Here is a 19,295-nt window from a genome sequence, read left to right on the forward strand (position 1 = left end):
TCCTGAGCACGCACCGGGCAGGAACGGCCCGGCGGGCGGTGCCGGACCCGGTGCCGACCGCTCCTTTCAACGGCCGCCCTCCAGGATCATGAAGTTCTCGGGGTGCGGGACAGGGGCGAACCCCGCCTTGGCGTAGATCTCGTGCGCGTCCAGCGTGGAGAGCAGGACGCGCTTGAGCCGGTAGGGGGCCAGATGGTCGCGGACCGCGCCGGCGAGCCAGGTGCCAAGGCCCTTGCCGCGGTGGGGGCGGGCGACGTAGACGTCGCACAGCCACGCGAACGTGGCACGGTTGGTGATCACCCGGGCGTAGGTCACCTGCTCGCCGGCGGCGTCGAGGACGGCGAAGTTCAGTGAGCCGCGCATCGGCTCCTCGACCTTCTCCCGGGTGCGCCCCATGGCCCAGAACGCGTCGGTCGACAGCCACTTCCAAGTGCCGATGCGGGTTCGCCGGCCGACCTGGCGCCGCTGCCGTCACCAGAGGTGAGATCGTGTTCGATCGCGGCCGAACAGTCTCCGGATGAGCAAGAACGCGCCTACGGCGATCAGGGTCGCCCCGATGAGGATCAAGGCCACCCCGACAGCGATGAGAAACGTCCCGACCAGGAGCAGAAGCGCCCCGATCAGGACCAGGAGCGTCCCGATGATGAGGAGGAAGATCGCGAGGGCGGTCACGGCTGTCTCCTGTCCTCCCTCCCGCTCTGACTCCTTCCCTCGCCTCCGTGGAAACACTCCGCTTCAGGATCGCCGACGGCTTGCGTGCCGGGGGCCGGCCCCCGCGCGGACGTGGCGGGGGCTCGCGGAGGTCCGGTGAGGTGCGAGTGAGGTGTTCGCGCGCCGGAAAGCGGGCCGGCCATCCGCGTCCGTGGCGGACGGGGGACGGCCGGCCCGCTTTCCACGACCAGGTGCGAGCAGGTGCGAGCAGGTGGGCCCGCCGCGGTCGGCAGGGCCTACTCGGTGCCGAGGCCGGCCGCGTCGACGGTGTCCTTGCCCTCGGCCTTGAGGACCTTGTTGAGCGGCTTGAGGTCGTAGATGCCCTTCAGGTCGGGCTGGTCGAGCAGGCCGGCCGTCACCGCGTGCTTCGCCTCGGTGCCGAGGGTGGAGGCCAGCGGGTCGTCGAGGAAGGTGATGGACTTCCACGCCGGGTCGATGACGTCGGCGGGCAGCGCCTTGCCGGACAGGTCGGCCAGGGCCTCGTTCGCCGACGCCTTGGCCTTGTCCGGGTTGGCGTCGATCCACTCGTTCGTCTTCACCGAGCCGCGCAGCACGGCCTCGACGACGTCCGGGTGCTCCTTCAGGAACTTCTGCGACACGATGATGTTCGTGATCACGAACTGCTTGCCGGGCCACAGGGAGGCCTCGTCGAGCAGTACCTTTCCGCCCTCGGCGACCAGCTTGGACGCGGTCGGCTCGGGCACCCAGGCGCCGTCGACGGAACCGGACTTGAACGCGTCCGGGGTCACCTTGTTGTCGGTGCGGACGACCGAGACGTCGCCCTTGCCGCTCTGCGCGTCGACCTTCCAGCCCTGCTCCGCGGCCCAGTTGAGGAACGCGACGTCCTGGGTGTTGCCGAGCTGGGGCGTGGCGATCCGCTTGCCCTCGACGTCCTTCAAGGACTTGATCTTCTTGGGGTTCACCACCAGCTTCACCCCGCCGGAGGCCGAACCGCCCACGATCCGCAGGTTCTTGCCCTTGGACTTGGTGTAGCCGTTGATGGCGGGGGAGGGGCCGATCCAGCCGATGTCGATGGACCCGGCGTTGAGCGCCTCGATCTCGGAGGGGCCGGCGTTGAAGGTGGACGTCTTGATCGTGGTGCCGCCCAGCTCCTTCTGGAACAGACCCTCCTGCACGCCCACGAGAGCGGTCGCGTGCGTGAGGTTGGGGAAGTAGCCGATCTTCACCTCGTCGGCGGAGAGCTTCTCGGCGCCCGCCGCGACCGCGTTCTTCTTCCCGTCGTCGGTCGACTCGGAACCGTACCCGCAGGCGGTCAGCAGGACGGGGAGCGCCGTGATGACGGCGACGGTGCGCAGGGTGGTGAGCGGTCTTGCGGCAGACACGGGGGTGTCCTCTCGGGGAGGGATCGACAAGGAGGTACCGGAGATCGCGCGGCGAGGCCGCGCGGACGCCGGTGGGCACATGTGCTCCGCTGACCGGTCCACGGCAGCGGGGGACGCCGACCCGGAGCGGTGAGGGGACCGGGAGTGGCGTCAGGAGTGAGCGGCGCTTCCACCGGAGCCGGCGGGGTGCGCGGACGGCTCAGGCAGGCCGACAGATGGCGCTGGACGTGCGGCCGAAGTCGATGTGCCGACGCGAGGTCAGCGGGGGCGGCGACAGGAGTGCGCGGTGGGACGACACCATGACTGCACCCCCGCCTTCCCTAGTTTTCCTACCTGGCTGCTAGGGATCGTGACAGAAGGCGGCGCTCACCCCAAGGGGGTGTTCGCATTTTGGACGCCGTCGGTCAGGCGGGCAGGACGAACGGCGGGTGCGCGCCGTTGAGGAAGTAGTCCCCCACGTCGCGCAGTCGGGGAGCGACGGGCTCGTACAGCGTGTGCGTACGGGCGTTGCGCCAGAAGCGGTCGAAGCCCAGCCGCGAGGACGCGGAGCGGACGCCGACGATGTCCAGGGCGCGGGCCGTGGACTCCTGCGCGGCCCGGGACGAGGCGGCCTCGGCCATGGCCACGAGGACGGAGATGTCCGCGTACTCGTCGTAGGTGAGGTCCGCGCCGCGGGCCAGCCCGCCGTGCACGGCCTCCAGCGCCTGGCCGGCGAGGGCGGACGCCGAGCGGGTGAGGACGGCGAGTTCCCCGTAGGCGGCCAGCACCTGCGGGTCCTGCGCGGAGCCGGCCGGTCGGGCGGAGTGCCCGGGCGATCGACCGGCCCTGCTGTACTCCCGGGCCTCGGCGAGCACTCCCTCCGCCATGCCGAGACGGAGCTGGACGGACAGGAGGCGCCCGACCGGGGAGGCCAGGGCGGTCGGGGGCGACAGGATGTCCTCGTCCGCGGACAGCGAGCCGAGTACGTCGTCGGCGGCGACCGGCACGGAGTCGAACTCCACGCTCCCCCCTGCCGCGAGACGCTGGCCGAAGGCGTCGGCTTCCCCGCCGGTGCCGACGCCGTGGTGGGCGGGATCGACGACGACGGCGAGCGGTTCGCCGGTGTCGGCGCGCACGGCGCGCACGGCGAGGCGGTCGGCCACCAGGACTCCGGTGGCGTAGTCCTGCCGTCCGTCGAGCACATGGCCGCCGCCGCGCGCCCTGGTCAGCGTCAGAGGCGGGTCCTGGCGGGCCAGGCCGCCACCCCAGCACCACTGCTCCCCGGCGCACCGGCGCGCGAGGGCGGCGGTACGCGAGGGACCGGTGAGCAGCCGGGCGCTCCACGACAGGAAGTAGTGGCCGCCGAGCAGTTGGCCGATCGCGCCGTCGGCCGCGGCGATCTCCCGGACCACGGCGTAGGCCGTGGTCCAGTCCGCGCCGCCCCCTCCCGACTCCGCCGGCACGAGGAGCGTCAGGAGTCCCGCCTCGCGCAACCGGGACACCTCGTCGAGCGGGGGTTTGCCCGCCTGCTCCCGGACCGCCGCGTCCGTGGCCAGGTCGTCCGCCGACTCGCGGGCCACGCGCAGCCAGTGCGCCGGGCCGGGCCCGTCCGGGCCGGAGTCCGCAACGGGGCCGGACGGCGCTGGGGCAACGCCCATGGTGGAGGTCTCCTCAAGGTCAACGGCAGGGTCCCGCACGGCTGTTGGCTCGTCCGGCCGCCCGTGCCGCCAGGTACCGGCAGCATCATCCTGCGCACCCCGCCGGCGGAACGTCAATGCTTCCCTAGTAAATCGATAGGATTTATAGGGAACGCGTTTTCGCGGCGCTGCGTGGTCCGCCGCACGCACTGTGCACCGGCGGCTCAACACCCGTCCGCCATCCGGGCCCTGGTTGACGGGGCGCGAGATGTACTGCTCAATTGGGCGCATGAATGCCGAGCAGCGTCTGGTCACCCGTGACCACATCGACTTCGGTCGGGTGTGGTCCGCGGCGTGTTGCGCCTGAAGCGGCAGTGGGCCGTCTGACCGGCCCTTCCCTCCCTCGCTCACCCCGTCGCGGGCCGAGCTCCTCGCCTCGTGGCACCGTCGCACCGCCACGCTGACGCGCGCTCGCACGCGCTGATCCGCGTACTGACGGTCCTGCGGGACACACCGGACGCGCGCTGCCGCCGCCGCGGCCACCGTCAAGCAGGACACGGACTGGTCGGCGCTCGCCGACGCCCTCGACAAGATCAGCCGTCCCCACCCTCCGAAAGAGGTCCGCCATGGCCACCGTCCTGTCCGTCTCCGGAAGTCCCTCCGCCACCTCCCGCACCGCCCGGCTGCTGCGCCACCTGGACGCGCGGCTCACGGCCCAGGGACACCAGGTGATCCCGCTGGACGTCCGCACCATCCCCGCCCAGGCCCTCCTCGGCGCCGACTTCCAGCACCCGGCGATCCGCGAGGCGGCCGCGCTCTTCGAACGCGCCGACGGAGTGGTCATCGGCACCCCCGTCTACAAGGCGGCCTACTCCGGGCTGCTGAAGTCGCTGCTGGACCTGCTGCCGCAGTACGGCCTGGCCGGCAAGACCGTCCTCCCGCTGGCGACCGGCGGAACCACCGCGCACGTCCTGGCCATCGACTACGCCCTGCGCCCGGTGCTCAGCTCCATGGGCGCCGCGCACATCGTCCCGGGCTGGTTCACGTTGGACAAGGACATCGCGGTGGGCGACGACGGCACCCTGACCGTCGCGCCGGGCACCGCAGAGGCCCTCGCCCAGGTCGTCGACCAGTTCTCCGTCGCCCTCGGCAGCCGTACGGCCCTGCTGGCGGCCGCCGGATGAGCGCCCCGAGCACGACCACGACCGCCGGCGCCGAGCGGGGGAGGTGAGCCCCGGTGACCCTGACCTTCCACTGGTTCCTGCCCACCAACGGCGACAGCCGTCATGTCGTCGGCGGCGGCCACGGCACCCCGGCCACCGTCTCGGGCCAGGACCGGCCGCCCACGGTGGCCTACCTGAGCCAGATCGCCCGCGCGGCGGAGGACCTCGGCTTCACCGGTGCGCTGACCCCCACCGGCGCCTGGTGCGAGGACGCCTGGCTGACCACCGCCATGGTCAGCCGGCACACCGAGCGGCTGAAGTTCCTGGTCGCCTTCCGACCGGGCTTCGTGTCGCCGACGCTCGCCGCGCAGATGGCGTCCACCTTCCAGCGGCAGAGCGGCGGCCGGCTGCTGCTCAACGTGGTCACCGGCGGGGAGAGCCAGGAGCAGCGCGCGTACGGCGACTTCCTCGACAAGGACGCGCGGTATCGCCGTACCGGCGAATTCCTGCACGTCGTACGGGGGTTGTGGAAGGGCGGCACCGTCGACCTGGACGGCGAGCACCTGCGGGTCGTGGACGCCCGGCTCACCCGGCTGCCCGACCCCGTCCCCGAGGTGTACTTCGGCGGCTCGTCGCCCGTCGCCGCCGAGATCGCGGCGCGGTACGCCGACGTCTACCTCACCTGGGGCGAGCCGCCGGCCCAGGTCGCCGAGAAGACCGCCCGGATCAGCAGGCTCGCGGCCGGCCAGGGCCGCGCCCTCCGCTTCGGCGTCCGGCTGCACGTCATCACCCGCGACACCTCCGAACAGGCGTGGGCGGAGGCGCACCGGCTCCTCGACGGCTTCGACCCGGAGACGGTGCGGGCGGTGCAGGCCGGGCTCGCGCGCAGCGAGTCCGAGGGGCAGCGGCGGATGCTCGCCCTGCACGGCGGCAGCCGCGAGTCCCTGGAGATCCACCCCAACCTGTGGGCCGGCATCGGCCTGGTGCGCGGCGGCGCGGGCACGGCGCTGGTCGGCAGCCACGCCGAGGTGGCCGAGCGGATCAAGGAGTACCACGCCCTGGGCATCGAGGAGTTCGTCCTCTCCGGCTACCCGCACCTGGAGGAGGCGTACTGGTTCGGCGAGGGCGTCCTGCCGAGGCTGCGGGCCCAGGGCCTGTGGACCCACCCGTTCCACGCCCCGGAGGCAACACCCGCCGCCCAGGTCCCCTTCGCGGGCTCCGGCACCCCGCGCTGACCCCACGACCGCGACCGCACGGCTCGGCAGCCTCGTACCAGGAAGGCCCCGACGCCCGGCGCACTCGCCGGCCGGCGGACGACGCCTTGGCGCGGGGCCGCGCGTCCCGCCGAACTCTTCCGCGCACCACTGACCGCGCCTGCGTGGGAACCGGCACGCATCGAACCCGGCGCCGCGGGTACTCCGAGCCGGGTACGACACACGTATCGCCGGGAGGTACCTCATGGGCAAGCTGGGAGACATGGCGGACAAGGCCAAGGAGATGGCGAAGGGCCACCCGGACCAGGCCGACAAGGGTGTGGACAGTGCCGAGCGGCTGGTCGACGAGCGTACGGGCGACAAGTACGACGCGCAGACCGACAAGGCCGCCGACGCCGTGCACCGTTCCTACGGCGGCGAGGTGACGGACCGCTGAACCCGCGGCACCCGGAATCGGGCCCCGGCGTCGATCGCCGGGGCCCGGTCGTGTTCCGGGGGCGAAGCGCCGATCCCGGCGGGCCTGGACGGCGTCCGGTCAGTCGCGCCGGGCGAAGGCCGGGTTGCCCGTGACGACGCGGGCGTGGTCGAGCAGGCGGTCCTCGATGTCCTGGGCGGTGGCGTCGCCGACCAGCAGGTCCATCGCGTAGCCGTCCTCCAGCGCCACGAACGACCGCCCCAGGGCCCAGGCGTCGCCGGCCAGTGTGAAGTCGCCCTTCGCCCGCCCAAGTTCGAGCACCTGGCGGTACAACTCCGCCTGCTGGTGCGCGAAGGTGCGCTGCCGGTCGGCGGCGCCCTCGTTGCGCAGGGCCACCGGGAACAGCTCGAAGAGCAGCCGGGTGCTCTCCTCGCCCTCCCCGGGCCAGGGCACGCCGGAGCGGATGCAGGCGCGCAACCGTGACACCGGGCCGTCCGCCGCCGCGATGGCCTCCTCGCGGGTGACGAAGTACGTCGCGGCACTGCGCTCGAAGACGGCGGCGAACAGTTCCTGGATGTCGGCGTAGTAGTAGAGCACCGACGCCGGAGTGACGCCGGCGGCCCGGGCGACGTCGCGCAGCTTGGTGGCCGTGGCCCCGAGCTCCACCACGGTCCTGGCGGTCGCTTCGATCAGCTGGGCGCGGCGTTCCGCCTGGTTCCTGGGTCGGGCCATGGTCGACATGCTCGCACACCGTCGAACGCCGTTCGTATCTCACCTGTGGCAATCCATTGACCTCCTCTGATTCGTTAACTAAATTTCGTTTAACTAATTCCCCCGAGTCAGACCTGGTGACCCATGTCCCGTCCTCTCCCCCTAGTGCTGGCCCAGGCAGCCCAGCGCGCCGCCGACGACCTGGACGGCCTGGCCGCCGACGTGCGCAGGCGCACGGCGGGGCTTCCCGCCGCACCCCTGGTCGTATATCCCGAGCTGCATCTCGGCGCCCCCGCCGCCGGCGCCACGCTCACCCCCGCCGAGCTGCCCGAGGCCCTCGCCGAACCCCTGGACGGCCCGCGCGACCGCGCCCTCGCGGAACTCGCCGGCGACCTCGGCGTCTGGCTCGCCCCCGGCAGCGTCTACGAACGCGGCGCCGACGGACGCGTCCACAACACGGCGCCGGTGTACTCCCCGCGCGGTGAGCGGGTCGCGGCCTACCGCAAGATCTTCCCGTGGCGGCCCTACGAGACCGTCGTCCCCGGCGCCGAGTTCACCGTCTTCGACCTCGACGGCGTCGGACGGGTGGGACTGTCGATCTGCTACGACGCCTGGTTCCCCGAGACCACCCGCCACCTGGCCTGGATGGGCGCCGAACTGGTGCTGAACTTCGTCCTGACCTCCGGCAGCGACCGGGCCCAGGAGACCGTGCTGGCCCGCGCCAACGCCATCGTCAACCAGGTCTTCGTCGCCAGCGTCAACTGCGCCGCGCCCGCCGGCACCGGCCGCAGCCTGCTCGTGGACCCGCAGGGCACCGTGCGCTCCGAGGCCGCGGCCGACAGCGACACCACCCTCACCGACGTAATCGACCTGGACGAGGTCGCCAACGTCCGCCAGCTCGGCACCGCCGCGCTCAACCGGCCCTGGCAGCAGTTCCGTCCCGACGACCAGCCCCTCGCCCTGCCGCTCTACCAGGGCCGCATCGACCCCGCCGCCTGGGCCGGCGACACCGGCGCCCGCACCGAGACCCGTCGTACCCTCGGGGAAGAGAGAAACCCGTGACAGACCAGCCCACCCGCATGCGAGGAGACCTCGGACTCCTGTCCGTGGTCGCCTTCGGCGTCGCCTACATGGCCCCCGCCGTCGTCATGTCGATCTTCGGCGTCATCGCCGCCACCAGCGAGGGCGCCGCGCCCACCGCCTACGTGATCGCCACCGGCGCCATGCTGCTGACCGGCCTCAGCTACGCCAAGATGGCCAAGGTCCACCCCAGCTCCGGCTCCGTGTACACCTACGCCCGCAAGGAGCTCGACTCCCGCGTCGGCTTCCTGGCCGGATGGGCCCTGCTGCTCGACTACCTCTTCCTGCCGATGGTCGCCTGGCTCATCCAGGCCATCTACCTGCACGCCCAGTTCCCGGCCGTGCCGGAGTGGGCCTGGCTGGTCATCAACGTCGCGCTCGCCACCGTCATCAACGTCGTCGGCCTCAAGGTCGCCGACCGGATCAACCGGGTACTGCTGCTCGGCGTCACCGCCGTCCTGGTCGTGCTCGCGGCGCTCTGCGTCCACTACGGCCTCGGCCACGGCGGCACCGCCTCGGCCGGCCACGCCTTCTGGAACCACGCCACCAGCTTCTCCGCCGTCACCGCCGCCGCGGCCGTCGCCGCCTACGCCTTCCTCGGCTTCGACGCGGTGAGCACCCTCAGCGAGGAGGTGCGCGACCCGCGGCGCACCATCCCGCGCAGCATCGTCCTCACCGTGCTGACCGGCGGCACCGTCTTCGTCGTGATCTCCTTCCTGATGCAGTGGGCCCACCCGGGCGGCTCCTTCCCCGACCAGGACTCCGCCGGGTATCTGCTGTCCACCACCGTCGGCGGGAAGACGTTCGCGGACGTCGCCAACATCGTCGGCATGCTGGGCGGGTTCGCCTCCTGCGTCGCCATCCAGGCCAGCACCAGCCGCCTGATGTTCGTCATGGGCCGCGACGGCGCCCTGCCGCGCCGGGTGTTCGGACGCCTGCACGGCAAGCTGCTCACCCCGGTCGTCAACGTGCTGATCATCGGCGCCGTCGGCCTGCTGGCCATGAACCTCTCGCTCGCCGACGCCACCTCCTTCATCAACTTCGGCGCGTTCCTCGGCTTCACCCTGGTCAACGTCTGCGTGATCGCCTACGCCGTGCGGCAGTGGCGCTCCGGGACCCGGCACTCGGCCGTGCGGTACCTCCTGCTGCCGGCCGCCGGTGCCGCGGTCGACGTCTACCTGATCACCCAGCTCGGCGGCACCGCCGTCAGGCTCGGCCTCGGCTGGCTGGTCATCGGTGTCCTCTGGCTCGCGGTGATCACCAAGGGCTTCCGCCGCCCCGCCCCCGAGATGCGGCTCGGGTCCGACGAGGAAGCCGGCCCCACCGAGCCGGAGGCCTCCGGCCCCCTCCTCCCGACGGCGTGAGCCACGCTCGGGGCTCCCGGCCGCCGCCGGCGTCGGAAGCCCCGAGTCGGCGGTGACGACCTCTGCGGGGACCGTGGAGGCCGCGTGGCGCGGGGACCGCGGCGGCCGCGTGGCGCCGCTGGAACGGACGGGGCCGGCCGGACGGCCGCCCGTAGGGGGAGCGGCGGCCGGGCCCGCGGGTGACCGCACCGGGGCGGCGGGCACCCCGGCGTCGCCCGCCGTGTGATCCGGTTGGACCATTCCGGTCATTCGCCGCCGGTGTCGGGACGACGGTGTTTACCCGGGCCGCTCCGGGTCACGCGGCCTGTGGGACACGAGTGCCGGTGGGCGCTGCGTCGCGTCCGCGCGGCCTGAGACGCGGCGGCGGCCATGGCGTGCTCGTAGGACGCCGGCCCCGAGGGTCCCGGCGTCGCTGCTGACGCACTACGGAAGGCAGAGCAATGACGGAGATCCGACCCGCCACCACGACCGACTCCGGCGCGCCGGTGGAAAGCGACGAACACTCTCTGACCGTGGGCCCAGGGGGGCCGATCCTCCTGCAGGACGCCTACCTGATCGAGCAGATGGCGCAGTTCAACCGGGAGCGGATTCCCGAGCGCCAGCCGCACGCCAAGGGAAGCGGCGCGTTCGGTCACTTCGAGGTGACCGACGACGTCAGCGCGTACACCAAGGCGGCCCTTTTCCAGCCCGGCGCCCGCACCGACCTGGTCGTCCGCTTCTCGACCGTCGCCGGGGAGCGCGGCAGCCCGGACACATGGCGCGACCCGCGCGGCTTCGCGGTGAAGTTCTACACCAGCGAAGGCAACTACGACATGGTCGGGAACAACACCCCGGTGTTCTTCGTGAAGGACCCGATGAAGTTCCAGCACTTCATCCGGTCCCAGAAGCGCCGCGCCGACAACAACCTGCGCGACCACGACATGCAGTGGGACTTCTGGACCCTCTCCCCGGAGTCCGCCCACCAGGTCACCTGGCTGATGGGGGACCGCGGCATCCCGCGGACCTGGCGCCACATGAACGGCTACACCTCCCACACCTACATGTGGATCAACGCCGCCGGCGAGCGGTTCTGGGTGAAGTACCACTTCAAGACCGACCAGGGCATCGAGTTCTTCACCCAGCACGAGGCCGACCAGATGGCCGCGGCCGACACCGACTACCACACCCGAGACCTCTTCGAGCACATCCGGGACGGCGACTTCCCGAGCTGGACGCTGTACGTGCAGGTCATGCCATACGAGGAAGCCGCGCACTACCGCTTCAACCCGTTCGACCTGACCAAGGTGTGGCCGCACGGCGACTACCCGCTCATCCCGGTCGGCCGTATGACGCTCGACCGCAACCCCACCGACAACCACGCCCAGATCGAGCAGGCGGCGTTCCAGCCGAACAACTTCGTCCCCGGCATCGGGCCGAGCCCGGACCGCATGCTGCTGGCCCGGCTGTTCTCCTACGCGGACGCCCACCGCCACCGCATCGGCGGCAACTACCAGCAGCTCCCCGTGAACGCGCCCGTCGTCGACGTCCACACCTACTCCAAGGACGGGGCGATGGCGTACCGGAACACGACCGACCCGGTGTACGCCCCGAACTCCAAGGGCGGCCCCGCGGCCGACACCGAGCGCTACGGGTCCCCGCCGAGCTGGACGGCCGACGGCGAGATCACCCGCTCCGCCTACGTCTCCCACCCCGAGGACGACGACTGGGGGCAGCCGGGCACCCTGGTGCGCGAGGTCATGGACGACGCCGCCCGCGACCGTCTCGTCGACAACGTCGTCGGGCACCTGCTCAACGGGGTGACCGAACCCGTCCTGGAACGGGCCTTCGAGTACTGGTCGAACATCGACGAGGCCATCGGCAAGCGCATCGCCGACGGCGTCCGGGCCAAGGCCGGCGAGAAGGACCCCAAGGCCGCCGAACAGGGCAACCCGGCGCGCAGCTCCATGCAGCACAAGGCGTGAACCGCCCGCCCGGTCCGGCCGCGCCGCTGCCGCGGGGGGAGCTCACGCGCCCCAGAGCGTGATGTGCACCGGGGGCCGGAACCGGGAGGGCGGGACGCCCGCGCCGGGCGCGCGCATGATGCGGGCCGCCGCGGGCGTGTGCAGGAAGTGCAGGAACGCGTCCGCGGCCGGGGAACGGAGTCCCGGCCGCGGCGCGGTGACGTGCCAGGTGGCGTCCGACGGCGTGGCGGGCGTCTCCAGCAGGCGCAGCTCGTCACGCCGTACGCGGGGCGACACCAGATGGGCCAGCGCCGGGGCCACCCCCGCGCCCTCGGCGGCGGCCGCCAGGGTCGCGGTCTGGTTGGGGAACACCCGCACGTGGCCCTCCGCCACACCGAGCCGGCGCAGCAGCCGCCCGGAGTCCGCGTCCGGATCGGTGCCCGAGGCGTCGACCAGCCACGACCACCGCGACGGCGGACCGGGCGGCCGCGGCGACCCGGCGCTGGTCACCACGACGAGCCGGGTGCGGAACAGCGGCTCGCTGACCAGTTCGCCCCGGCCGTCGTCGTCGAGGCACGGGCCGAGCGCGACGTCGGCCAGCCGGTTCTCCACCAGCACCCGGATCCCGCCGTCCGCGGCCACCCCGAACGAGGTCTCGGCCCTGGGCCCCGCGCGGCAGGCGAAGGCCTCCATGAGCGACGGGAGGACGAACTCGGCCAGCGTGCTCGTCGCGACGACCCGCAGCTCGTCGGGCGCGCCCCGCGCCGCCCGCACCGCTTCGCCCGGGCGCTCACCCTGCTGGCGCCGGCGACGACGCGCGAGCTACGGCACTGCGCGCTCGCCACCTTGGTGTCGGGACCCGAGCAGATCGAATTGTTCGACGCGGTCTTCCGGGCGGTCTTCGGCGGCGGCACGGCCGGCCCCGAAGCGCGCCGCGGGCAGGCCGGAGACCCGGCCCGGCCGCTCCCGGACGCCGATCCCCGCCGCGTGTCCGGCGTCGGCCGCGTGCCGGGCGTCCCGAGAGCCTTCGCGGACGGGCGGGGCCGGGACACCGGGGCGCCGGCGCGCGAGGCCGCCGTCCCCGTCGCCGCGAGTCCGCTCGACCGGCTCGCGAGCCGCGACTTCGCGGACCTGTCCGCGGCGGAACTGGCGCTGCTCGCCGAGGTGATGCGCACCCTACGGCTCCACACCCCGGAGCGGCCGTCCCGACGGCACCGCACCGCGCACCACGGCACGCGCGTCGACGTGCGCCGCACCCTCTCCGACAGCCGGCGCATCGGCGGACAACCACTGCGGCTGCGCCGCTTCGTGCCCCGCACCCGCCCGCGCGACCTCGTCGTGCTCTGCGACATCTCCGGCTCGATGGAGCCCTACGCCCGCGCGATGCTCCAGCTCCTCTTCTGCGCCGCCCGCGCCGGCCACGCCGAGGTCTTCACCTTCGCCACCCGGCTCACCCGCCTCACGCCCGTCCTGCGCCGGACCGGGCCGCACGACGCCCTGGCGCGGGCCGGACGGACGGCCCCGGACTGGTCCGGGGGCACCCGGATAGGGGAGTGCCTGGCGGAGTTCAACGAGCGGTTCGGCCGGCGCGGTACGGCGCGCGGCGCCGTGGTCGCCATCGTCTCCGACGGCTGGGACACCGGCAGGCCCGCCGACCTCGCCACCCACATGGCCCGCCTGTCCCGCGTCGCCTACCGCGTGATCTGGGTCAACCCCCGCACCGCGAGCCCGCGTTACCGCCCGCTGGTGGCCGGCATGGCCGCCGCACTGCCCTACTGCGACGCGGTCGTCAGCGCCCACAGCCTCGACGCCCTGGACGACTTCACCGCCGCGCTCTCCGCCCCGCGCCGCCGCCGCTGACCCCGCCGGCCCGGCGACAAGGCCCTTTCCGGCAGGGGAACTTCGTTGTCGAAGTCCGGCGGCGCGTACCCGCTACCGGGTTCCGCGCACCCCGCAACGGTAGGAACCCACAGGTCCGGCCGCCGCGAGGTGGGGCGCCTCTCCATTACGGGCTCCCGCGGGCCGGACGTAACGTCCCCGCAACCCCCAGGCCACGTACCGTACTCGAACCAGGAGCGCGGCCGCCCCCGGCCTCCCCACCCGTCGCGATCACCCAGGTGGCACGATGAACCCCACTTCCCCCCATCCGCTGCCGCGCCGCTCGTGGCCGCGCCCCGCCTCCGCGGCGGTGCTGGTCCTGTCCCTGATCGCCGTGGTCCTCGGGCTCGCCCCGGCCCCGGCGCAGGCCGCGAGCCTGCAGCAGGTCACGGGCTTCGGCTCGAACCCCGGCAATCTGCAGATGTTCCAGTACGCCCCCGACAACCTGCCGTCCGGCGCGCCGCTGGTCGTGGCCCTGCACGGCTGCACCCAGAGCGCGAGCGACTACTACAGCCACTCCGGCTGGCCCAAGTACGCGGACCTGTACGGCTTCGCGGTCGTCTTCCCGCAGACCACCAGCTCCAACAACGCCAACTCCTGCTTCAACTGGTTCCAGTCCTCCGACTACACCCGGGGCCAGGGCGAGGCGCTGTCGATCAGGCAGATGGTGGACAACGCCAGGGCCCACTACGGCAGCGACCCCAGCCGGGTCTACGTCACCGGGCTGTCGGCCGGCGGCGCGATGACCTCGGTGATGCTCGCCGACTATCCCGATGTGTTCGCGGGCGGCTCGATCGACTCGGGCCTCCCGGCGGGCTGCGCGACCGACCTGTCCAGCGCGCTGACCTGCCAGAACAGCGCGGTCAGCAAAACCCCTAAGCAGTGGGGCGACGCCGTCCGCGGCGCGTCGGGCGGCTGGAGCGGGCCCTGGCCGCGCGTCGCGATCTGGCAGGGCACCGCCGACACCACCGTGAACCCGGCCAACGCCACCGAGGAACGCGACCAGTGGACCGACGTCTGGGGCATCAGCCGGACCCCGTCCTCCACCACCACCCTGACCGGCGGCACCACCCAGGCCGTGTACGACGACCCGAGCGGCAAGCCGGCCGTGGAGACCTTCTCCGTGTCCGGCATGGCGCATGGCCTCGCGGTCAACCCGGGCACCGGCGCCGACCAGTGCGGCAGCACCGGGACCTACTACCTCGACTACATCTGCTCGTCGTACTGGACCGCGAAGTTCTGGGGCCTGGACGGCGCGGGCGGAGGAGGAACCGGCGGCCTCCCGGCGCCCGCCGGGCTCACCGTCACCGGCACCACCGACACGACCGCGTCGCTGACCTGGTCCGCGGTGAGCGGCGCGGCGTCGTACACCGTGTACCGCGACGGCGCCAAGGCCGGTTCGGCCACCGGCACGTCGTACACCGACACGGGGCTGGGCTCCGGTACGAAGTACACCTACACCGTCGCCGCCACGGACTCCGGCGGCGCGGCCGGCGCGCGTTCGTCGGCTGTCACGGCCACGACCACCGGGTACCAGCCGCAGTGCTTCCGGGACAACAACTACAACCAGGTCGCGGCGGGCCGCGCCCACCAGAGCCTCGGCTACGTCTACGCCAACGGCTCCAACCAGAACATGGGCCTCTACAACGTCGCCGTCACCCACACCCTGAAGGAGACCTCGGCCGGCTACTACGTGATCGCCGACTCGGGCTGCCCGTCCTGACGCACGGACCGCACGGGCCGGCGTCCCGCGGCGGTGGCTTCCCCTCCGGGTGGAGTCACCGCCGCACGCCTGACCCGGTCGGCACGCAGCGACGCCGTGCGCCGTGTTAGTGTCATGCGTTTGCGTGGTCGTCGCGGTGGGCGATTCTGCCTGTTCGGTTCCGCTCGTGCGGGAGCTGTTCCGTCCTGCCGGGCCTTCCTCGGCACGTTCCCCTGCGGAAGGCTCTTCATGAAGCACCCCGACGACTCCGGCACGGCTCCCGGCGGCCCCGCCCAGCCCGAGCCCGCGACCCCGCCGCCCCCGGCCGTCTCCTTCGCCGGTCTGCGACTGCCGGTGGAGGTGCTGCGGACGCTGAGCGAATCCGGGGTGCGCGAACCCTTCCCGATCCAGGCCGCCACCCTGCCCGACGCCCTGAAGGGGCGCGACGTCCTGGGACGCGGGCGCACCGGATCGGGCAAGACGCTCGCCTTCGGCCTGCCGCTGCTGACCCGCACGGCCGGGCGGCGCGCCGAACCGAAGCAGCCACTCGCCCTGATCCTCGTGCCGACCCGGGAGCTGGCCCAGCAGGTCACCCAGGCACTGGCGCCCTACGCCGAGGCGCTGCGGCTGCGGATGGCGGCGGTCGTCGGCGGCATGTCGATCGGCCGGCAGATCGCCGAGCTGCGCCAGGGAGCCGAGGTGGTCGTCGCCACCCCCGGACGCCTGCACGACCTGATCGAGCGCAACGCCTGCCGCCTGGGACGGGTGCGGATCACCGTGCTCGACGAGGCCGACCAGATGTGCGACCTCGGATTCCTGCCGCAGGTCGTCGAGCTCCTCGGCCAGGTGCGCCCCGACGGCCAGCGCATGCTGTTCTCCGCCACCCTGGACCGCGACGTCGACCAACTCGTCCGCGGCTACCTCCACGACCCCGTCGTCCACTCGGTCGACCCGTCCGCGGGCACCGTCACGACGATGGCGCACCACCTGCTGGTCGTCCACGGACCCGACCGCTACGCCGTCACCACGGAGATCGCCGCCCGCGACGGCCGCGTACTGCTGTTCCTCGACACCAAGCACGCCGTCGACCAGCTCACCCGGCACCTGCGGGCCAGCGGCGTGCCCGCCGGTGCCCTGCACAGCGGCAAGTCCCAGCCGCAGCGCACCCGGACCCTGGCCCAGTTCAAGAACGGCCAGATCACCGCTCTGGTGGCGACCAACGTCGCGGCGCGCGGCCTGCACGTCGACGACCTCGATCTCGTGGTCAACGTCGACCCGCCCACCGACCCCAAGGACTACGTGCACCGGGCGGGCCGCACCGCCCGCGCCGGTGAGTCCGGCAGCGTGGTCACGCTCGTGCCGGCGGCCCTGCGCCGCGAGACGAGCCGCGTGATGGCCGAGGCCGGCATCGAGGCGGCCGTCACCAAGGTGCGCTCGGGCGAGGCCGAGCTGAGCCGGATCACCGGAGCCAGGGCGCCCTCGGGGATCCCGCTCGACGGCGGGCCCGCCGCCCCCCGGCCCAAGAACACCAACGCTCCCTTCCGCGGCCTCGGCACCAGCAAGGGCGGCTCCCGCGGCGGCGACGGCAGGTCCAGGAAGGCGGGCGAGGCCCGCAAGCTCGCCGAGGCCCGCAAGGCCGCCCGCGTACGCCGCGGCGGCTGAGGGGCGCTGCCCGACGGTGGGCGGGCCGGTGCCGCCGGCGCCCCGTACCGCGCCCCGGCATGACAAGCTGTGCTCGTCCGTCCCCGAACCCAGGAGGTCACCATGACCGCAGAGCCCGTATCGACGGAAGGTTCGGAGCCGGACGCGCCGGAGCCGTCCCCGCTGGCGCCCGACGGCGACGGGAACTACGACCTCAAGCGCAAGTTCCGCGAAGCCCTGGCACGCAAGCGCGGTGCGCAGGCGGACGCCGCCGACGGCGCCGGCAACCGCAACGCGTCGAAGGTGCGAGCGGCGCACGGCCCGGCCGCGAGCCAGCGGTCGTTCCGGCGCAAGAGCGGCGGCTGAGCCGGACCGTCCGCCGGTCCCGCCCGCTCGAAGACACGTGTGACACCCGTACGTACAAGGGGTGTTAGCCTGCCCGCTGCACGATCGCACGCACACGGGGGAGGCACGGTGGGCTCGGACGGCTACCAGGTCAAGGCGGGCATGACCGGGCAGGCCCGGCAACTCGACGACGCCGGAACGGACATGGACGCCGTCAGCGCCGCCGTCAGGTCCCGTACGACGTACTCGTACGGCGAGGCCGGCGGCGGCGACGCCGCGTCGGCGCTCAACGCGTTCGTCAAGGCCTGGGAGGCGGAGGCCAGGACCCTGGCCTCCGCGCTGCACGAACTCGGCGGCAAGGTGGAGTTGGCCCAGAGGACCTACCACGGCACCGACGGCCTGGTGAGGAAGCACGCGGACAGCGTCCCCGCGGGCGGCGCGAGCGGCCTCACCGGCACATCGGCGCGGGGCGTGCGCAGCTCGGCCCTTTCGGGCTACTGAGGGCGGGGCCGGTGTCGTTCTTCTCCTCCCCCCTCGACTCCCCTTCCCTCCGGCTCTCCTGGCTCGCCGGGCTGTCCGAGAAGATGCTCGGCGCCGGAAGCAAGAACGACCTCCTCGACCTGATCGACGACGCCCTCTCGGTGCCCCGGCCGGGCGGCGACCAGGCCGTGCTGGAGGGTTTGGCAGATCTCTACCGCGGCCAGGTCGGCCACGTCGGCGGCGTCTTCGACCAGGTCGACCGGGTGGGCCGCAAGGGCCTTCCGCAGGTGTGGGTCGGCGACACGAGCGTCCTGGCCTCCAAGGCGGTGAACGCCGCCGGGCGGTCCGCTACCCGGATGGGCGAGGCGTTCCAGGGCTGCGCGACGGTGCTGCTGACGCTGGCCGACGCGATCGGCGCCGCCCAGCGCAAGGACGAACAGGGCCGCGGACAGCTGCTGGAGCAGAAGAAGACGCTCGGCGGCCGGGACGGCTTCTTCGACGACCTGCACGAGAACGACGAGGAGGAGTGGGACCGCAAGAACGCCGCCCACTTCGGGTCCTCCGCGGTCGGCCTGATGCACGACGCCGTCTCCGAGGCGCAGGAGGCCACCCGTGTCGCGGCCCGCGACCTGAACAAGTGGGCCGCCGAGGCACGGGCCGGAAAGATGGAGACCAGCGAACTCACCGCCGTCGACAAGCTGATGCTCGCCGACACCGGGGTCGCGGGCGCCGACGCCGAGCTGAACGAGATCCTCACGGCCGGCGACCTGGCGCGCGCGTCGGCGCGCATGGACCTGCTGAGCCTCGACGACGAGACGGCCATGGAGCGGATGCTGGCGAAGTCGGACAGCCCGCAGGAGCGGGCCTACCTGATGAAGGCCCTGGCCGCCGGCCACAGCGTCGCCGAGATCCAGGAGTTCCAGAACAAGATCCACGGCAAGGACCCCGACTGGCTTCGCCGGCACCTCACCCCCGTGGTCACCGCTGCGGACAGCATGGACGACGAAGGCCTGGCGCCGGACGGCTCGAACAACAACAAGGACTACGTCACCTTCGACGGCCAGCGGTGGATCCAGGGCGGCGACGGCTCCGAGGGCACCTGCGTGGCCTCGTCCACCGTCACGTCCCGCGCCATGGTCGACCCCGTCTACGCGCTCGGTCTCACCGGCGGCCCCGACGGGCAGCAGGACGACCCCGACGCCTTCAGGCAGCGCCTGGTGGCCGAACAGCACCGGCTGCACACCGAGGGCGACGGCGGCGAGAACTGGGGCGGCATGGGCCCCGAGGGGCAGGAGCGGATCAACGACACGGCCGTCGGCAGCGCCACCGGCAGCGACTACGAGCGCCAGGACCTGAACAGCCCCGCCGACCGCAGGGCGGTCCTCACCGAGGTCGAGAACTCGGTGGCGCAGGGGCGCCCGGTCCCGGTCGACGTCTCGGGCACGGAGGGCGCCCACGCCATGACCATCATCGCCCAGGAGGGGGACATGCTCCAGGTGTACAACCCTTGGGGCTCGACCACCTGGGTCAGCGAGGACGACTTCATCAACGGCCACATGGGCAAGGCTTCCAACAGTGATCTCCCCAACACGTACAGCGTCTATCTTCCCCGGTAGGGGCCGCGCCGCGATCGCGGCGGCCGCGCTCCTCGCTCTCGCCACGGGATGCGGCTCGGGCGCCGGCGACCCTGAC

Annotated in this window: 17 protein-coding genes and 1 pseudogene; 12 read left to right on the plus strand and 6 right to left on the minus strand. The window is 72.8% G+C overall.

The features are described 5' to 3' along the window. Positions 1-66 precede the first annotated feature (66 nt). From ACFYU0_RS16110 to ACFYU0_RS16125, 4 genes and pseudogenes are all read right to left on the minus strand, one after another. Positions 67-423 (minus strand): annotated as a pseudogene (locus tag ACFYU0_RS16110) (GNAT family N-acetyltransferase); the annotation flags it as partial. 48 nt (positions 424-471) lie between these two features. Continuing rightward, positions 472-672 carry a hypothetical protein gene (locus tag ACFYU0_RS16115; protein ID WP_389301428.1) on the minus strand — a complete coding sequence of 67 codons (201 nt, stop codon included), beginning with the start codon at positions 670-672 and terminating at the stop codon, positions 472-474. A 275-nt stretch (positions 673-947) separates the two neighbouring features. After that, positions 948-2,054 (minus strand): aliphatic sulfonate ABC transporter substrate-binding protein, encoded by a 1,107-nt coding sequence (locus ACFYU0_RS16120; RefSeq protein ID WP_389301431.1) that lies wholly within the window; start codon positions 2,052-2,054, stop codon positions 948-950. A gap of 404 nt (positions 2,055-2,458) precedes the next feature. Then, on the minus strand, positions 2,459-3,691 hold the full coding sequence (locus ACFYU0_RS16125) for an acyl-CoA dehydrogenase family protein (protein WP_389301434.1): 1,233 nt from the start codon (positions 3,689-3,691) through the stop codon (positions 2,459-2,461). A gap of 605 nt (positions 3,692-4,296) precedes the next feature. On the opposite strand from ACFYU0_RS16125, the gene ssuE reads away from it, so the two are divergent. From ssuE to ACFYU0_RS16140, 3 genes are all read left to right on the plus strand, one after another. Then, positions 4,297-4,854 (plus strand): NADPH-dependent FMN reductase, encoded by a 558-nt coding sequence (ssuE, locus tag ACFYU0_RS16130; protein ID WP_389301437.1) that lies wholly within the window; start codon positions 4,297-4,299, stop codon positions 4,852-4,854. A 53-nt stretch (positions 4,855-4,907) separates the two neighbouring features. Then, complete coding sequence (locus ACFYU0_RS16135; RefSeq protein WP_389301440.1) at positions 4,908-6,068, plus strand: LLM class flavin-dependent oxidoreductase; 1,161 nt, start codon at positions 4,908-4,910, stop codon at positions 6,066-6,068. A 223-nt stretch (positions 6,069-6,291) separates the two neighbouring features. After that, complete coding sequence (locus ACFYU0_RS16140) at positions 6,292-6,483, plus strand: antitoxin (RefSeq protein ID WP_351668049.1); 192 nt, start codon at positions 6,292-6,294, stop codon at positions 6,481-6,483. Between the two features lie 99 nt (positions 6,484-6,582). On the opposite strand, the gene ACFYU0_RS16145 is transcribed toward ACFYU0_RS16140, so the two are convergent. Beyond that, positions 6,583-7,194: a TetR/AcrR family transcriptional regulator gene (locus ACFYU0_RS16145; protein ID WP_351668047.1), complete on the minus strand. Its 612-nt coding sequence runs from the start codon at positions 7,192-7,194 to the stop codon at positions 6,583-6,585. A 123-nt stretch (positions 7,195-7,317) separates the two neighbouring features. Here ACFYU0_RS16145 and ACFYU0_RS16150 point away from each other — a divergent pair, with 123 nt between their 5' ends. From ACFYU0_RS16150 to ACFYU0_RS16160, 3 genes are all read left to right on the plus strand, one after another. Next, positions 7,318-8,235: a carbon-nitrogen hydrolase family protein gene (locus ACFYU0_RS16150; RefSeq protein WP_389301444.1), complete on the plus strand. Its 918-nt coding sequence runs from the start codon at positions 7,318-7,320 to the stop codon at positions 8,233-8,235. Beyond that, positions 8,232-9,617 carry an APC family permease gene (locus ACFYU0_RS16155; protein WP_351668043.1) on the plus strand — a complete coding sequence of 462 codons (1,386 nt, stop codon included), beginning with the start codon at positions 8,232-8,234 and terminating at the stop codon, positions 9,615-9,617. Before ACFYU0_RS16150 ends, ACFYU0_RS16155 begins: the two co-directional genes overlap by 4 nt. Before the next feature lie 440 nt (positions 9,618-10,057). Beyond that, positions 10,058-11,578, plus strand: coding sequence for a catalase (locus ACFYU0_RS16160; protein ID WP_389301448.1), 1,521 nt, complete (start codon positions 10,058-10,060; stop codon positions 11,576-11,578). Positions 11,579-11,620: 42 nt separating this feature from the next. Here the strand turns inward: ACFYU0_RS16160 and ACFYU0_RS16165 are convergent, their stop codons facing one another. After that, positions 11,621-12,331 (minus strand): LysR substrate-binding domain-containing protein, encoded by a 711-nt coding sequence (locus ACFYU0_RS16165; RefSeq protein ID WP_389301451.1) that lies wholly within the window; start codon positions 12,329-12,331, stop codon positions 11,621-11,623. 75 nt (positions 12,332-12,406) lie between these two features. On the opposite strand from ACFYU0_RS16165, the gene ACFYU0_RS16170 reads away from it, so the two are divergent. The 6 genes from ACFYU0_RS16170 (at position 12,407) to ACFYU0_RS16195 (ending at position 19,219) form a co-directional block, all read left to right on the plus strand. Continuing rightward, positions 12,407-13,417 (plus strand): VWA domain-containing protein, encoded by a 1,011-nt coding sequence (locus ACFYU0_RS16170; protein WP_389301923.1) that lies wholly within the window; start codon positions 12,407-12,409, stop codon positions 13,415-13,417. A 265-nt stretch (positions 13,418-13,682) separates the two neighbouring features. After that, a complete protein-coding gene (locus ACFYU0_RS16175) occupies positions 13,683-15,158 on the plus strand; it encodes a PHB depolymerase family esterase (RefSeq protein WP_389301454.1) in 1,476 nt (491 codons plus the stop codon). A gap of 228 nt (positions 15,159-15,386) precedes the next feature. After that, on the plus strand, positions 15,387-16,799 hold the full coding sequence (locus ACFYU0_RS16180; RefSeq protein ID WP_389301457.1) for a DEAD/DEAH box helicase: 1,413 nt from the start codon (positions 15,387-15,389) through the stop codon (positions 16,797-16,799). A gap of 102 nt (positions 16,800-16,901) precedes the next feature. Then, positions 16,902-17,144: a DUF5302 domain-containing protein gene (locus ACFYU0_RS16185; RefSeq protein WP_351668021.1), complete on the plus strand. Its 243-nt coding sequence runs from the start codon at positions 16,902-16,904 to the stop codon at positions 17,142-17,144. Between the two features lie 108 nt (positions 17,145-17,252). Then, positions 17,253-17,624: a hypothetical protein gene (locus ACFYU0_RS16190; protein WP_389301461.1), complete on the plus strand. Its 372-nt coding sequence runs from the start codon at positions 17,253-17,255 to the stop codon at positions 17,622-17,624. An 11-nt stretch (positions 17,625-17,635) separates the two neighbouring features. Beyond that, entirely contained in the window at positions 17,636-19,219 is a 1,584-nt protein-coding gene (locus ACFYU0_RS16195) for a peptidoglycan-binding protein (RefSeq protein ID WP_389301464.1), read from the plus strand. Positions 19,220-19,295 lie beyond the last annotated feature (76 nt).

This window comes from Streptomyces sp. NPDC003720 (assembly GCF_042875075.1).
Taxonomy (GTDB): Bacteria; Actinomycetota; Actinomycetes; order Streptomycetales; family Streptomycetaceae; genus Streptomyces.

Excerpts from the sequence above, each read along its gene's own strand:
- ssuE (WP_389301437.1), top strand. The coding sequence starts at position 4,297 with ATGGCCACCGTCCTGTCCGTCTCCGGAAGTCCCTCCGCCACCTCCCGC.
- ACFYU0_RS16160 (WP_389301448.1), top strand. The coding sequence starts at position 10,058 with ATGACGGAGATCCGACCCGCCACCACGACCGACTCCGGCGCGCCGGTG.
- ACFYU0_RS16175 (WP_389301454.1), top strand. The coding sequence starts at position 13,683 with ATGAACCCCACTTCCCCCCATCCGCTGCCGCGCCGCTCGTGGCCGCGC.
- ACFYU0_RS16180 (WP_389301457.1), top strand. The coding sequence starts at position 15,387 with ATGAAGCACCCCGACGACTCCGGCACGGCTCCCGGCGGCCCCGCCCAG.
- ACFYU0_RS16145 (WP_351668047.1), bottom strand. The coding sequence starts at position 7,194 with ATGGCCCGACCCAGGAACCAGGCGGAACGCCGCGCCCAGCTGATCGAA.
- ACFYU0_RS16185 (WP_351668021.1), top strand. The coding sequence starts at position 16,902 with ATGACCGCAGAGCCCGTATCGACGGAAGGTTCGGAGCCGGACGCGCCG.
- ACFYU0_RS16125 (WP_389301434.1), bottom strand. The coding sequence starts at position 3,691 with ATGGGCGTTGCCCCAGCGCCGTCCGGCCCCGTTGCGGACTCCGGCCCG.
- ACFYU0_RS16140 (WP_351668049.1), top strand. The coding sequence starts at position 6,292 with ATGGGCAAGCTGGGAGACATGGCGGACAAGGCCAAGGAGATGGCGAAG.
- ACFYU0_RS16150 (WP_389301444.1), top strand. The coding sequence starts at position 7,318 with ATGTCCCGTCCTCTCCCCCTAGTGCTGGCCCAGGCAGCCCAGCGCGCC.